The 15,499-nt window shown below is 46.9% G+C and carries 12 protein-coding genes and 3 pseudogenes; 1 reads left to right on the top strand and 14 read right to left on the bottom strand.

The window, feature by feature from the left end:
* Window positions 1-99 precede the first annotated feature (99 nt).
* Window positions 100-396, top strand: coding sequence for a hypothetical protein (locus JCM2765_RS16995; RefSeq protein WP_156301653.1), 297 nt, complete (start codon window positions 100-102; stop codon window positions 394-396).
* A 403-nt stretch (window positions 397-799) separates the two neighbouring features.
* On the opposite strand, the pseudogene lepA reads toward JCM2765_RS16995, so the two are convergent.
* The 14 genes and pseudogenes from lepA to rimP form a co-directional block, all read right to left on the bottom strand.
* A pseudogene (gene lepA / locus JCM2765_RS03110) lies at window positions 800-2,637 on the bottom strand (translation elongation factor 4).
* Window positions 2,638-3,070: 433 nt separating this feature from the next.
* Window positions 3,071-4,225, bottom strand: a complete 1,155-nt coding sequence (gene dnaJ, locus JCM2765_RS03105) for a molecular chaperone DnaJ (RefSeq protein ID WP_054733596.1) — start codon at window positions 4,223-4,225, stop codon at window positions 3,071-3,073.
* A gap of 137 nt (window positions 4,226-4,362) precedes the next feature.
* Entirely contained in the window at window positions 4,363-6,243 is a 1,881-nt protein-coding gene (gene dnaK / locus JCM2765_RS03100; RefSeq protein ID WP_054733593.1) for a molecular chaperone DnaK, read from the bottom strand.
* A gap of 45 nt (window positions 6,244-6,288) precedes the next feature.
* Window positions 6,289-6,924, bottom strand: coding sequence for a nucleotide exchange factor GrpE (grpE, locus tag JCM2765_RS03095; protein ID WP_054733591.1), 636 nt, complete (start codon window positions 6,922-6,924; stop codon window positions 6,289-6,291).
* 16 nt (window positions 6,925-6,940) lie between these two features.
* The gene (gene hrcA, locus JCM2765_RS03090) at window positions 6,941-7,984 is read right to left on the bottom strand and encodes a heat-inducible transcriptional repressor HrcA (protein WP_054733588.1); all 1,044 of its coding nucleotides are present in this window, start codon (window positions 7,982-7,984) and stop codon (window positions 6,941-6,943) included.
* Window positions 7,985-8,090: 106 nt separating this feature from the next.
* A complete protein-coding gene (gene ribF, locus JCM2765_RS03085) occupies window positions 8,091-9,056 on the bottom strand; it encodes a riboflavin biosynthesis protein RibF (RefSeq protein ID WP_054733585.1) in 966 nt (321 codons plus the stop codon).
* 17 nt (window positions 9,057-9,073) lie between these two features.
* Window positions 9,074-9,973: a tRNA pseudouridine(55) synthase TruB gene (gene truB, locus JCM2765_RS03080; protein ID WP_054733602.1), complete on the bottom strand. Its 900-nt coding sequence runs from the start codon at window positions 9,971-9,973 to the stop codon at window positions 9,074-9,076.
* Between the two features lie 110 nt (window positions 9,974-10,083).
* On the bottom strand, window positions 10,084-10,443 hold the full coding sequence (gene rbfA, locus JCM2765_RS03075; RefSeq protein WP_054733583.1) for a 30S ribosome-binding factor RbfA: 360 nt from the start codon (window positions 10,441-10,443) through the stop codon (window positions 10,084-10,086).
* A gap of 34 nt (window positions 10,444-10,477) precedes the next feature.
* Complete coding sequence (infB, locus tag JCM2765_RS03070; protein WP_439646154.1) at window positions 10,478-12,808, bottom strand: translation initiation factor IF-2; 2,331 nt, start codon at window positions 12,806-12,808, stop codon at window positions 10,478-10,480.
* A gap of 8 nt (window positions 12,809-12,816) precedes the next feature.
* The gene (locus tag JCM2765_RS19235) at window positions 12,817-12,909 is read right to left on the bottom strand and encodes a translation initiation factor IF-2 N-terminal domain-containing protein (protein WP_225351947.1); all 93 of its coding nucleotides are present in this window, start codon (window positions 12,907-12,909) and stop codon (window positions 12,817-12,819) included.
* A gap of 4 nt (window positions 12,910-12,913) precedes the next feature.
* Entirely contained in the window at window positions 12,914-13,231 is a 318-nt protein-coding gene (locus JCM2765_RS03065) for a L7Ae/L30e/S12e/Gadd45 family ribosomal protein (protein WP_054733578.1), read from the bottom strand.
* A pseudogene (rnpM, locus tag JCM2765_RS03060) lies at window positions 13,218-13,519 on the bottom strand (RNase P modulator RnpM). The gene JCM2765_RS03065 and the pseudogene rnpM overlap by 14 nt, the downstream one beginning before the upstream one ends.
* 43 nt (window positions 13,520-13,562) lie before the next feature.
* On the bottom strand, window positions 13,563-14,786 hold the full coding sequence (nusA, locus tag JCM2765_RS03055) for a transcription termination factor NusA (protein WP_054733575.1): 1,224 nt from the start codon (window positions 14,784-14,786) through the stop codon (window positions 13,563-13,565).
* A 23-nt stretch (window positions 14,787-14,809) separates the two neighbouring features.
* Window positions 14,810-15,282, bottom strand: a pseudogene (gene rimP, locus JCM2765_RS03050) (ribosome maturation factor RimP).
* Window positions 15,283-15,499 lie beyond the last annotated feature (217 nt).

The raw sequence follows: 15,499 nt of genomic DNA, 5'->3' as shown, positions 1-15,499 counted from the left end.
AGACATCACACTTTTGTCTATAAAGAGTTTCGTTAAGTTTTTAAAATAGACTCAAAATGAATTATCCAATATTAATAATATGTAAAGGTGGGATTACTAATGAAACTAAAGAAATATGCACTTTTGGGTGTTGCAACTTTAACGCTAGGCATCGGAATAGTAACTTCTCCCATCAGTGCTCAGGCAACATCATATGCTTACACTTTTTCAAAACCTGTACATCATTATGTTCCTCGAAGTTGGCGTGGAACATATACTCGTAAATCCAGTACTATGACGTTTAGTACCCATTCGATAAAACTTAATGGCTCAACGTTATATAGTTATATAAAAGTAATTGGTCAGGATATCGAAATCTCGCCTTTGCTAGAATGCCCGGTTCTGGACATTACTTAATCAATGCGTATGCAAAGGTCGGATATCAGAGTAGTCAAGGGTGGCGATTAACTACCAAACATGGCCGAAAAGCTTTGATTAACTATAAAAATATGGGATTCACTGCTATTTGGTATAAAAAATAATTTAACTTCAATGCTTGGTACCATTAATAGCTAAGTTTATCCACCACAGACTCTCAACAAAACTCGTCTTTGAGTGTGCAACTCATATTTTTAATATAAGTACTAGCTCCAAATTTTATATACACAAAAACGGGCATCCTCGCCATTTTGAACTCGGTCAAAAACTCTTGCACTCGAATTCAGAAATAATTAGGATTCCCGTTTTTTCAATTCTGTAATTTCTATCCTACGACCCAAACTTTACGTAGGATACAGTAAAGACACTACGTCACAAACGCCTATTTACCACCGTTATCATCCTCATCAGTTTGCAGAACCGCCATAAACGCCTCCTGTGGGACATCCACCGTCCCAACCGACTTCATCCGTTCCTTCCCACGCTTTTGCTTATCCAGCAACTTCGCACGACGGTCAGGATCACCAGTATGGATCTTAGCGGTAACGTCCTTCCGGTAAGCACGGATGTTGGTCCGAGCGATCACCTTAGCGCAATTGCGGCTTGGATTGGAATTTCGAAGTTTTGACGTGGGATGATGCCCTTAAGCTTCACGGCAATCTCACGGCCCCGCTTCTCGGCGAATTGACGGTGAGAGATAAAGCTCAAGGCATCGACCTTGTCACCGTTCAACAGGATATCGATCTTAACCAGATCACTTTGTTGGTAATCATCCAACTCGTAATCCAACGAGGCGTATCCCTTAGTGTTAGATTTTAACTTATCGAAGAAGTCAAAAATAATTTCGGATAATGGCATCTTATAGATGACGTTAACCCGGTAATCATCAAGATACTCCATCGTCACGAATTGACCCCGCCGCCGTTGGTACAGTTCCATCACGGCACCAACGTAATCGTTAGGCGCCATGACCGTCGCCTTAACGTACGGTTCTTCGATGCTCTTTAATGAGGCGACTTCTGGCATTTCAGATGGGTTTTCAACTTCCTTCACGGTGCCATCAACCAAGTTGGCCCGGTAAGTAACGGAAGGTGCGGTGGTAATCAGATCAAGGTTAAATTCGCGTTCTAGTCGTTCCTGAACCACGTCCATGTGGAGCATGCCCAAGAACCCACAACGGAACCCAAACCCTAACGCTTGGGAAGATTCGGGTTCAAATTCCAAAGCAGCATCATTTAATTTCAACTTCTCCAACGCTTCACGTAAATCTTGGTATTTGGCGTTATCAGTTGGATACAACCCGGCGTAAACCATTGGTGCCATTTCCCGGTAACCTGGGAGGGCCTTTTCAGCTGGCCGCGCAGCGTTGGTGACCGTATCACCCACTCGGGTATCGGTAATATCCTTGATGCTGGCCGTGATGTAACCAACTTCACCCGCCATCAGCATATCGCGCTTGATTGGGCCGGGTGAGTTCACCCCAACTTCAGTGACTTCATACTCAGAGCCACTGTTCATCAGCCGAATCTTGTCGCCCGGTTTAACGGTGCCTTCAAATACCCGGACGCTTAACACAACGCCACGGTAGTCATCATAAATTGAATCAAAGACCAATGCCCGTAATGGTGCTTCGAGGTCGCCATCTGGCGCTGGTACTTGGTGGACGATTTGTTCCAACAAGTCTTGGATGCCGATACCTTGCTTAGCACTGGCCAAGACAGCTTCTGACGCATCGATACCGATCACATCTTCAATTTCTTTGCGCACTTTTTCTGGTTCAGCGGATGGCAAATCGATTTTGTTGATAATTGGCAAGATTTCCAAGTTATCATCAAGTGCTAAGTAAACGTTGGCCAAAGTCTGAGCTTCAACCCCTTGCGCAGCATCCACGACTAACACAGCGCCCTCACAGGCTGCCAAGCTTCGTGACACTTCATAAGAAAAGTCCACGTGACCTGGGGTATCGATCAAGTGAAACTCGTAAGTGTGCCCATCTTTGGCATCATACGTCAATTCCACGGCGTTCAACTTAATCGTGATGCCACGTTCCCGTTCCAGGTCCATATTATCCAATAGTTGATCTTGCATATCACGCTTTGACACCGTATCCGTCAGTTCCAAAATGCGGTCAGCTAAAGTCGACTTACCGTGATCAATGTGAGCCACAATCGAGAAGTTCCGGATATACCGTTGGTGTTCTTTCATTTGTTCAAGATCCATTTAAATCCCTGCCTTTCTACGAAGTTCATATCCTATCATTATACCAAGCCAGCTAGCAATGTACAATTGATTACGCTGGTTTAACGGCATTTCTATCACGCAAGATAAACAAAAACCCCCAGACCTGGTCATGATCTGGGGGAAAGATTTGAAAAATTAGAAGTTCACTTCTAAGCAGAAGATAGTATAACCGAAGTTTGCCCAAAAAGCAAAGTAAAAGTCAGTATTTTAGTGATTTTCCGAAAAATCCGCTTACAACTCTCAAAAAAGTACGGCTAATTAGCGTATTTAAGTGGTTAATATGGGTTTATTAATCGTTGATTTTTTCGTGACTGTCATTAATAATCAGTACCAAAAATAGCGCCTAAATTCCCCAATCAGGAATCTAGGCGCTATTCATTTAAACGCAGTCAGTGACCCGTTCAATTACAATCTAGTTATCAAACGCATCTTTCATCTTGTCAAAAAAATTACTCTTGCTCCCTTGAACCACCTTATCACCACTGGCTTCCGCAAAATCCTTTAATGCGGTCCGTTGGGCCTTATTGAGGTTCTTAGGGGTCACAATGTTGACGGTTACCCGTTGATCACCGTTACCGTTACCACGTAATCTTGGGGCACCCTTACCCTTCAAGCGGAAGACGGAACCAGTTTGGGTACCAGCTGGCACCTTCAGCTTCACATCACCGTGAACGGTTTGGACTTTGATTTCATCACCCATTGCAGCTTGAACGAAGCTGATGTCCTTATCCAAGTATATATCGGCCCCATTTCGCTGGAAGACCTTGCTTGGTTGAACACTGAAGATGATGAACAGATCGCCGTATGAGCCGCCATTAGCGCCGGCTTCACCTTGACCTTGAAGACGCATTTGTTGACCATCATCGACCCCAGCTGGGACGTTGACTTCAACTTCGTGCCGTTCTTCTTCGTGACCAGAGCCACCACAGGTTGGGCACTTTGACTTGATTTCCTTACCAGTACCTTGGCAGACGGGACAAACTTGTTGGCTCCGCATCCGGCCAAGTGGCGTGTTGGTTTCACTCATCACGTAACCGGAACCGCCACAATTGTGGCAAGTTTCTGGCGTGGTCCCCGGTTTAGCACCGGAACCGTGACAGGTGTGACATTGCGCTTCCCGGTTATACTTGATCTTGGTCTTTTTCCCAAAGATTGCTTCTTCAAACTTCAACGTCATCTGGTATTGCAGATCACGTCCAGGCCGTGGCGCGTTTGGGTTCTGACGGCCACCGCCGCCTCCGCCACCAAAGAATTGACTGAAGATGTCTTCGAAACCACCGCCGAAGCCACCGCCGCCACCAAAGTCACTGTAGCCACCACCGGCACCGCCGCCACCGAAGCCGGCTGGGCCATCGGCAGAACCGTATTGGTCGTAGTTTGACCGCTTTTGTTCGTCACTTAGGACTTCATAAGCTTCCGTAACTTCCTTAAACTTCGCTTCCGCCCCGGGTGCTTTGTTGATATCGGGGTGATACTTCTTTGATAACTTCCGGTAGGCCTTCTTGATGTCGGCTTGGGAGGCGTCCTTCGCGATCCCTAACACTTCATAATAATCCTTGCCAGCCATATTCAACCTCCATTGCGCTTGACGCCATTTATTTTAATCGTTGCAAGTCTTAATTAGGATAGCATAAATTTCCTGAAACAAAAAGCCAAAGCCCACGATTGAGCCTTGACTTCCTGTTCGTTGATTCGTAGGGACGATTACTTCTTGTCCTTATCGTCGTCTACTTCTGAGAAATCACCGTCAAAGGTTTGACCGTCATCCTTGCTATCTTTGCTGTCGCCAGTTGCTTGGCCATCGGCCCCAGCAGCGGCACCGTCAGCGCCGTTAGCAGCTTGTTCTTGTTGCGCTTGTTGATAGAGCTTAACGGAAAGGTCTTGAACGATCTTATTCAAATCGTCCTTCTTCGTCTTCATTTCTTCAACGTTGTTGTCCTCTTGGGCCTTCTTCAAGGCATCACGAGCATCCTTAGCCTTTTGGATTTCGTCATCGGAAACTTTGCCCTTAACTTCGTCCAAGGTCTTATCAACCGTGAATAACAATTGGTCAACTTCGTTCTTCAAATCGGCCGCTTCTTTACGTTCCTTATCGGCTTCTTCGTTGGCTTGAGCTTCCTTCATCATCTTATCGATTTCTTCGTCGGATAAGCCCTTGTTTTCGATGGTAATCTTTTGTTCCTTACCAGTCCCCTTGTCCTTAGCGGAAACGTTAACGATCCCGTTCCGGTCAATGTCGAAGGTCACTTCGATTTGAGGAACCCCACGAGGTGCGGCAGGAATGTCAGTTAATTGGAAGTTACCCAAGGTCTTGTTGTCAGCAGCCATTGGCCGTTCACCTTGCAAGACGTGGATATCAACGGCTGGTTGGTTATCAGCAGCTGTACTGAAGACTTGTGACTTGCTGGTTGGAATCGTCGTGTTACGATCGATCAACTTAGTGAAGACACCACCCATGGTTTCGATACCCAATGACAATGGGGTAACGTCCAAGAGCACAACGTCCTTCACATCACCAGTTAAGACCCCACCTTGAACAGCGGCACCTAAGGCAACGGCTTCGTCAGGGTTGATTGAGTGGCTTGGTTCCTTACCAGTCCACTTCTTAACGGCTTCTTGAACGGCTGGAATCCGAGTTGAACCACCGTTTAAGATGACAACGTCTAAGTCGCTAGCTGATAAGCCGGCATCCTTCAAGGCGTTTTCAACTGGGATCCGAGTACGTTCAACTAAGTCAGAAGTCAATTCATTGAACTTGGCACGCGTTAACGTTTCTTCCAAATGCAATGGACCGGCTTCACCAGCAGAGATAAATGGCAAGCTGATTTGGGCTTCGGTAACCCCTGACAAGTCCTTCTTGGCCTTTTCAGCAGCTTCCTTCAACCGTTGCATCGCCATCTTGTCCTTTGACAAGTCGATGCCGTTAGCTGACTTAAATTGATCGATCAACCAGTTCATGATGGTCTTATCAAAGTCATCCCCACCAAGGTGAGTATCACCGTTGGTTGAGAGCACTTCGAAGACACCGTCGCCTAAGTCAAGAACGGAAACGTCAAAGGTCCCACCACCAAGGTCATAAACCAAGATCTTTTCGTCAGAATCTTGCTTGTCCAAGCCGTATGCTAATGATGAAGCAGTTGGTTCGTTGATGATCCGCTTAACGTCCAAACCAGCAATCTTACCGGCATCCTTAGTCGCTTGACGTTGAGCGTCATCAAAGTAAGCTGGTACGGTGATAACCGCTTGGGTGACTTCATCGCCAATGTAATCTTCAGCGAAACCTTTGATGTACTGTAAGATCATTGCTGAGATTTGTTGTGGCGTGTAGTCCTTGCCTTCAATGTTAACCTTGTAACCGGCTTCGCCCATGTGGCTCTTGATTGAAGAAACCGTGTTCGGGTTCGTGATTGCTTGACGCTTAGCAACTTCACCAACTGATGGTTTGCCATCTTTAAATGCGACAACAGATGGTGTCGTCCGACCACCTTCTGGGTTTGGAATGATTTTAGGTTCGCTACCTTCAAGAACAGCTACTGCAGAGTTCGTCGTCCCTAAGTCAATACCGATAATCTTATTACTTGCCATGTATGATTTACCTTCTTCTTAGATTTATGCTTTTTTGATTGGTTGCTACTGGGCAACAACGACCATTGCTGGCCGCAATACCCGATCCTTAAACTGATAACCCTTTTGTAAGACCTGTGCAACGTGGTCTTGTTGGTCATCGTTTTCGGCCGGAACAGTTTGAACAGCTTGGTGGAAGTTCGGATCGAACTTCTCGCCTTCAGCCTTGATCTCACTGACACCGTTGCGGGTGAGGGCTTCGGTCAAATGCTGTTGCACCATCTCGATCCCCTTCTTGAGGGATTCGCCCTGTTCACCTTCAACGGAGATTGCCATTGCGCGTTCAAGGTTATCAAGGACTGGCAAAATATCATGAGCTAATTGTTGCCCATCATACTTTGATAACGCCGCTTGATCCTTCTTGTTACGCGCCTGGATGTTCTTGATCTCAGCTTCTGCTCGCAAGTACTGATCTGAAGTTTTATCTAACTGTTGCTTCAAATCAGCTACTTGAGTTAACGCTGCTTGAAGCGCATCATCAGCCGGTTTAGTGGCATCGGTCGTCGAATCTGACGCCGTTGCTTGTGCTGAAGGATCCGCTTGAGTTGCATCAGCTTTTGCAGTTGATTCAGCTTCAGTTGCGGCTGAATCACTGGCCTTTGCTGCTTCTTTCGACTGTTTGTTTGCTTCGTCTTGAGCCATACATAACACCCCTTTACTACTGATCAAAATATCGATAATAATCAATTAACCGCTTCGCAAGTTCCTGTCGAAAGGCCCCTACTAACCCGATCATTCGTGAGTACGGCATCCGGGTCGGCCCAAGCAGGGCGATAACACCCTTACCATGCGGACCTACCTCGTAGGTTGCAGTAATTAAACTGTAATCCTTCAAGATGTCGTTTGTGATCTCATTGCCGATCTTCACTTGAATGTGATCCGACGGCTGCCCCAGCACACTGGCCATGTCATCCGTTCGATCCATCAACGTATACAGCGATTTGAGTTCATCAACGTCGCTACTATCCGAAAAGTTCAATAGATTCAACCGTCCGCCAACGTAGAAACGCTCCTGCGCGGCTTTGGTAAGGACGTTGCCAAAAATCTTCAAGAAGCCATCTGGACTTTGAAGGTACTGAACCACCTGTAACGGAATCTTCGTTTGAAGATCCTGTAGCACTTCGTTCAGTGGCTTGCCCACCAGTTGATCATTAATGAGTCGAACCACCGACTCCAACTGCTCGCCGGTCACATCCGGCGTAATGTTGAAGGTCTGTGACTCAACATCGCCGTTATCCGTCACCAGCACCGCCATCACCTGTCGTTGTCCCAGTGGCACTAACCGAAACCCGCTTAAGCGACTTTCCTTTAGTTCTGGTTTCAACGTAAAGGCCGTATAGGAAGTTAGGTTGGATAAAATCTTCGCCGACGTTTCAATGATCTCATCAATTTTGAGGAACTGGCCGTCTAACGATGACTTGATTAAATCAATATCGTTAGACTTGATTGGATCTGGTTGAACCAAATGATCGACATAGTAACGATACCCCTTCACTGAAGGGATCCGACCAGAAGAAGAGTGCGTCTTGGTAATCAAACCGAGTTCTTCCAATGCCGCCATTTCATTCCGGACGGTCGCCGAACTCACGCGCATCGGGAGTTGACTAGCTAGGGCTTTAGACCCCACCGGTACCCCGCTACTCGTGTAGTCGCGGACAATCGCCTTTAAAATCATCTTCTGTCTATCCGTTAACGTGATCATCACCTCTTTTTTAGCACTCATGTTATCTAAGTGCTAAGACACATATATAATGTATCAAAGTCGGTTTTTTAAGTCAAGTATTCCGCCGCAATTTTTAGCAATTAAATTAATCGAGTGCTAATTTATCGTTTTTATGGGCGTCAAAATACTGTTGTGTTGCCGCCGCATCCTGTTTCAGTTGCGCAATTAAGTCCTCAACCGATTCAAATTTAACTTCGCCACGTAGCTTATACAACCACTCAACATCCACAACTTCACCATAAATGGCTTCATGAAAATTGAGTAGATTGGCTTCCACGGTCACAGGACGACCTTCGCCAAACGTCACGTTGTGGCCAACCGAGGTCATTGCTAAATGCCACTCATCGCCAATTTTAAGCCGAGTGACGTACACGCCGATGCCGGGTAGCCAATAATGCGGTTCCTGACTCACATTGGCCGTTGGGAACCCTAATGTCCGCCCACGGGCCTCACCATGCATCACGGTGCCACTAGTCCGGTACCGGTACCCTAATAACTCATTGACCGTCTGAATGTCACCATCGTCCAAATTACGACGAATTCGAGTCGAGCTGATCTTTTTATCTTGATCCTCAGCCTTACCCACGGTTTCGATTTCAAACCGGCCTTGGGCAAATTCTGCTAACCGATCCATCGTAGCAACATCTTTTGGTCCATAAGTGTGGTCGAATCCAGCCACAACAACTTCCGGATGGAATTTAACCAAATACTGGTCAACGAATTCCTGTGGTTTTAAAGCCGCAAACTGGCTAGTAAAGCTAACCTGATAGACGATTTCAACGCCTAACTGTTCAAACAACGCCATTTTACGCGTGTTTACCGTTAAATAGCGGTTACTCGTTGCCGTCATCGGTTGATATACGAGCGCTGGATGGTGGTCGTACGTTAACACAGCTAACGCGATGCCACGTTCCTGCGCAATGGCTCTCGCCCGGTTAATCACGGCTTGATGCCCCCGGTGAACGCCGTCAAAGAAGCCCATGGCCAACACGACTGGTTGGTCCAAGGGTTGGTCCGGCGCCATCGGATGGTGAATCTGAATGACTTGCATAATCTCGTCCCAACTTTCTACTTTGTACTAAACATTTTGAGTGGCTTGTATTTATGATCAACTAACTTGTACAGGCACTTGGTTTGATTCTGATAACGTAACGCAATGATTGGTGCATCCAAGCCCACTTCGTCTTGCAATAGCCAGACGCCATGCTGGACAACTTCCCAAACTTCATCGGTCAATTCAACCTGCGGATAATCCGGTAATGCCCGGTCAAGCGGATACAAAAAGCTGAAATCATCGTTAGCAAACATTTCCCGTACTTGGTCCAGAGAAAAGGCCTCTTCAAGGGTAAAACCACCGCTTTCGTGTCGTGTTAACGACGACATCACTGCAGGTACCCCGAGTTGCTCCCCAACTTCGACTGCCAAGGTCCGCACGTAAGTCCCCTTTGAGCAACTCACTTCAAAATCAACTGTCTGGGTTTGATTAGCTGCATCGTAACGACTAGCCCCTAACCGCCGAAACTCGTTGATTTGGACAACTCGGACTGGTCGCTCGACTTCTTCGCCAGCCAAGGCATACTGGTACAACTTCCGGCCATTAACCTTAACAGCCGAAAACATTGGCGGAATCTGCTTTAATTCGCCAACCATGCTCTGGAGCACCGCATCGATCTGGTCATCCGTAAACGGCTCTTCGATGGCTTTTCGGGCCACTTCTGCACCTTCCAGATCTTCCGTTTCAGTAGCGTAGCCTAACGTCACACTTCCCCGATACACTTTCCGGTGCGTCATTAAATAATCAACGACTTTCGTGGCGCTGCCAACACAGATCGGCAAGACCCCGTCAACGGTCGGATCCAGCGTCCCCGAATGCCCAATTTTTTTCATGTGCAATAGTTTGCGCAAGTGGTTCACACAGTCGTGACTTGAAAGTCCACGTTCTTTATATAGTGGGATAATGCCATCCATCATGACTAACCGCTCCATTCTGATTAAAGTCTCACGCTCAAGTATATCATAGCTTGAACACAAAAAGGCTGAGTCAAAACTTGCGTCTTGTCCTCAGCCCTGATGATTAATTAACGATCTGATTCTTGTTGATGTAACTTGTTCAACAACTCGTCAATGTGACTCCCGTATTTAACTGATTCGTCTCGTTCGAAGAATAGTTCAGGTGCCTTGTAAATGTTTAAACGCGACCCTAATTCACTTCGAATCAGGCCAGTTGCCTTAGTTAAGCCAGCTTCGGCCTTTTCACCATCCGAAGCGAGATCAGATAAGATACTGTAGTAAATCGTTGCCTGCTGAAGGTCACCAGTGACAGTGACCCCGGTAACCGTGATGCCCTCAACACGAGGATCACGTACCCGCTTCAATAAGATATCGTTGACTTCCCGTTGAATCTCTTGTTCCAGTCGTCCTACACGATAATGTGCCATGGTTTCACCACCTTCAGTTTAATGACCAACCGACTTATTCGATTGGCACTTCTTTCATGACGTAGGCTTCGATCACGTCGCCTACCTTGATGTCGTTGTAGTTTTCAATCGTTAAACCAAGTTCATGACCCTGTTTAACGTCCTTAACGTCATCCTTGAACCGCTTCAAGCTACCGAGCTTACCTTCGTAAATCACGACACTATCGCGGATCAAACGAACGTCACTGTCGTTGGAAACGTGGCCTTCAATGACCATCCCACCGGCAATCGTCCCGATTTTAGAGGCCTTGAAGATTTCACGAACTTCAACTTGACCGATCACTTCTTCTTCGTAAGTTGGTTCCAACTTACCCTTCATCGCGTGTTCGATTTCATCGATAGCGTTATAAATGACCCGGTGCAACCGAATATCGACTTGGTCTTGTTCGGCTTGTGCCTTAGCTTGTGGCGTTGGGCGAACGTTAAACCCGATGATGATGGCGTTACTTGCTTCAGCCAAGGTCACATCACTTTCGTTAATGGCCCCAACGGCAGTATGGATGATGTTCACCCGAACGCCTTCAACTTCGATCTTGTTCAAACTGTTAGCCAATGCTTCAACGGAACCTTGGACGTCAGCCTTGATAATGACTTCAACTTCCTTGATTTCGCCCTCTTTCATGGTATCAAAGAGGTTGTCCAGCGTAACCGTGTTCTTTGAGCGCCGTTCTTCCATCAAGGCGTTCTTAGCCCGTTCTTCACCAGCTGCCCGCGCCGTCTTTTCGTCGTCAAAGACCACGAACCGATCACCGGCTTCTGGCACGTCACTTAACCCAGTAATTTCAACTGGGGTTGATGGGGTTGCGACCTTGATTTCTTTACCAAGTTCGTTTTCCATGGTCCGGACTTTCCCGAAGGTGTTCCCAACCACGATTGGATCCCCAACGTGCATCGTCCCTTGTTGGACTAACAAGGTTGCAACGGAACCCTTACCTTGATCCAACTTGGCTTCAATGACTGACCCAGCAGCGTTTTGTTGTGGGTTAGCCTTCAATTCCAACACTTCGGATTGAAGCAAGATCATGTCGAGCAGTTCATCGATGTTCTTACCAAACTTCGCCGAAATCTGAACGAAGATGGTGTCGCCGCCCCAGTCTTCAGGAATCAAACCGTATTCGGTCAATTGTTCCATAACGTGGTTCGGGTTAGCCCCTGGCTTATCGATCTTGTTAACCGCAACGATGATTGGCGTTTCCGCCGCCTTCGCATGGTTAATGGCTTCAATAGTTTGTGGCATCACACCGTCATCAGCGGCGACAACCAAAATCGTAATATCGGTAATGTCAGCACCACGCGCCCGCATTTCAGTAAAGGCCGCGTGTCCTGGGGTATCCAAGAAAGTAATGGTCTTGCCTTCGTGCTTCAATTGGTAAGCCCCAATCGCTTGCGTGATCCCACCAGCTTCACCCGCAGTAATGTGTGAGTGACGTAAGTGGTCCAACAGCGTCGTCTTACCATGGTCAACGTGGCCCATGATCGTCACAACTGGTGGTCGATCTTCAAGGTGATCCGTATTGTTGGCTTCTTCTTCAAAAAATTTATCGATATCTGAAACGTCAACTTCAACCTTTTCGGCTGCTTCGATGCCGTATTCAGAAGCCAAAATCTCAATCGTATCCTTGTCGAGTGATTGGTTTTGGTTAACCATCACACCAAGCATGAATAACTTCTTGACGATTTCGGCTGGTTCGCGGTGCAAGATTTTCCCTAAGTCTTGGGCGTTCATCCCAACGGAGTAGTTCAAAACTTCTGGTAACGCTTTGTTCTTCCGTTCTGGTGCACCCTTTGGCTTGTTGGTTTCCTTGATTCGCGCGTTCTTCTTGTTGTACTTCTTGTTGTTATTGTTCCGACGCCGGTTATTGTTGTTCCGGTTGTTACGGCCACCACCGTTACGACCGCCGCCATTATTCAAACTACCACCGAAACGACCTGACCCATTTGAGCTTGAGCCGTTGCTACGACTCCGGTTGTTGTTACTCCCGTTGCTGCTTGAGTGGTTGTTTGATGATTGGCTCCGGTTTTGCCCGCCGTTTGAGCGTGCTTGACCGTTACCGTTGTTTGAGCGGTTGCCGTTGTTACTCGTTGAGTGGTTTTGAGAGTGGTTGCCTTGTGGCCGGCTGTTTTGTGACCGGTTGCCACCGTTACTACTCTGTGACCGATTACCGTTACTTGAATGGTTACTGCCATTACTTTGAGAACGGCTGTTACTACTTGAATGGTTGTTATTAGACGATTGTGAACGTCCCGTTGACTTTGCGCTCCCAGCACCTTTGTTGCCAAATGCTTCGCGTAATTGACGTTCTTCGTTATTTCCTAATGATGACATATGATTTTTCACATCAAACCCCTTTTCTTGGCCTTATCGATAATCGTTTTACTCGACACGTTAAGTTCTTTAGCCAATTCGTAAATTCGCTTTTTGCCCATATCTTCACTCTCCTTCGGTATTGACTAGCTCCAGTAACTTTCTAGCAAACCCAGGATCTTTCACACCATACGCAGAACGGTTCATTCCCGTTGCTTGGCTCAGTTCATTTTTGGTAAATGATTCAATAAAGTCAACGTGGTAAAACGCTGCCTTATCACGTAACTTTTTGGCACTTGCTTGACCTGCGTCACTCGCCAGAATGACCGCCGCCACCTTTTGATTCCGAATTGCTTTGAGCACGAGGTTCTCACCGGTCTCTAATTGGTTGGCGCGTCTTGCTAACCCGAGTAGCTGTAAAAACGCTTCTTTAGGCGTTTTCATTGTTAAACAACTCACGACGTGCTTGTTGGTGATCAACGTAGGCGACCAAGTCCTCGTAAAACTGTGGGTCAACCTTGGTTTCAAACACCTTGTCGAACGTCTTTTCTTTCTGAGCACGCTTGGCCGTCTCAACGTTTAGTGAGATGTAGCGCCACGGCCAGACTTCTTACCAGTAGGATCAATCGACACGTTGTCTTCCTTGTCGCGAACGATCCGAACCAGTTCCTTCTTTGGCGCCATTTCACCAGTTACGATGTCCTTGCGCATTGGAATCTTTCGTTTTTTCATCGTCAAATTCCTCCTTAGGCTTCGGTTGAATCGTCCTCATCAGTCAAATCAGCTGATTCGGTTCATCATCGGCACTTGCTTCGACATCAGCATCGCTTGCAGCTTCATCAGCAGCAACTTCAGCGTCATCCGTTACGGGTGCGTCATCGGCAACGATTTCATCATCAACCGTTTCAGCCACATCATCAGTGGCATCATCGGCTGCTGGTGCAGCTTGTTGCCCAAGCGTTGCTTCAGCTTCTGATTCGGACTTAATATCGATCTTGTAACCCGTCAATTTTGCAGCTAACCGCGCGTTTTGACCCCGCTTACCGATTGCTAATGATAATTGGTAATCAGGCACGATCACCGTGCAGGCCCGTTCGTTGTTTTCATCGAAAATCACATCAATGACTTCGGCTGGATTCAACGCATTAGCGATAAAGGCTGCTTCGTCGTCAGTCCATTCAACGATGTCCATGTTTTCGCCACCAAGTTCAGACACAATGGCTTGAACCCGTTGCCCACGAGGACCAACACTAGTCCCGACAGGATCAACATCGCTGTTGTTAGAACGAACGGCAACCTTCGCCCGATCGCCAGCTTCCCGTGCAATTGACATAATCTCGACAGTTCCATCGTAGATTTCCGGAATTTCTTGTTCAAACAAACGCTTCAATAACCCAGAGTCGGTCCGGCTAACAAAGACCTGTGGACCCTTAGCAGCGTTCTCAACTCGAGTCACGTAAACCTTGATGTGATCGTGCATCCGGTAAACTTCGTTTGGCATCTGGTCTTGACGCGCCATAACGGCTTCGACATTCCCAAGGCTGACGTAAACGAACCGGTTATCCTGACGTTCAACTTCACCAGTAATGATTTCATTTTCATACTGGCTGTATTGATCAAAAATCAGGGACCGTTCAGCTTCCCGAACCCGTTGCATGATCACTTGCTTGGCAGTTTGAGCAGCAATTCGGCCAAAGTTCTTTGGCGTTACTTCAAACTTGATATCATCGCCAAGTTCGTAACCACGACTCACGTTTAACGCGTCATCTAAGCTAACTTCCAACCGTGAATCATACACTTGATCCACGACCTTCTTAACAGCGAAGACGTGAACGTCACCCTTACGTTGATCAAATTCAACATCAACGTTTTGAGCTTGACCGTAGTTCCGCTTGTAAGCAGAGGTTAAGGCCGCCGTTAACGCGTCGATCACGATTTCTTTTTTGATGCCCTTCTCAGTTTCGAGAGTACTCAGGGCACTCAATAGTTCTTTACTCATTACTAGTAGTCTCCTTTTAGCGCCTAAAACTTAATTGCTAATCTTGCTTTGGCAACGTTTTTTCTTGGAATGGTTAGGGTCTTGATGCGGCCCTTCAGGTTCACTTCTAAGGCTAACTCATCCGTGTCCACCGCTCTTAAGAAGCCTTCAAAGGCCTTTTCGCCAGACACTTTTTGGTACAGTGAGACGTGAACGTAGTGGTTCAATGCCCGTTGATAATCGGATTCTTTTTTCAACGGCCGTTCAGCACCAGGTGAGGACACTTCCAAGAAGTAGGCTGGGGAATTGGATCAGGATCGATTGAATCAAGTTTTTCACTCAACTCGTCACTCACCAACGCACATTCGTCGATCGTAATTCCACCGGGTTTGTCGATATAGAGCCGCAAATACCAACTTTTACCCTCGCGCACGAACTCAACGTCCACCAACTCAAACTGGTGACCCTCAACAATCGGCGCTGCCAGAGCCGTAACAATGTCTACGACGTTATCCAATCTTTTACCTCCAATACCATTTTTCCAATAAAAAGAGTGAGCATCACTGCTCACTCCCTTCCGAAATATCTACAATGGTTATCATATCACAGTTTTTGGCTAAACGCAAGGCACACGTGGAATTGAGGCGGTTTTGACGCCAATTTGGCTGACTTTTAACCTAAAATTCACTTGGCGTTTCATTCATTTTTTTATCAAACATTAATGTTTTCTTTGA

The organism is Secundilactobacillus similis DSM 23365 = JCM 2765 (assembly GCF_001311075.1).
GTDB lineage: Bacteria > Bacillota > Bacilli > Lactobacillales > Lactobacillaceae > Secundilactobacillus > Secundilactobacillus similis.
The sequence above is the reverse complement of the archived record's forward strand: the minus strand, read 5'-3'. Positions and strand labels throughout refer to the sequence as shown.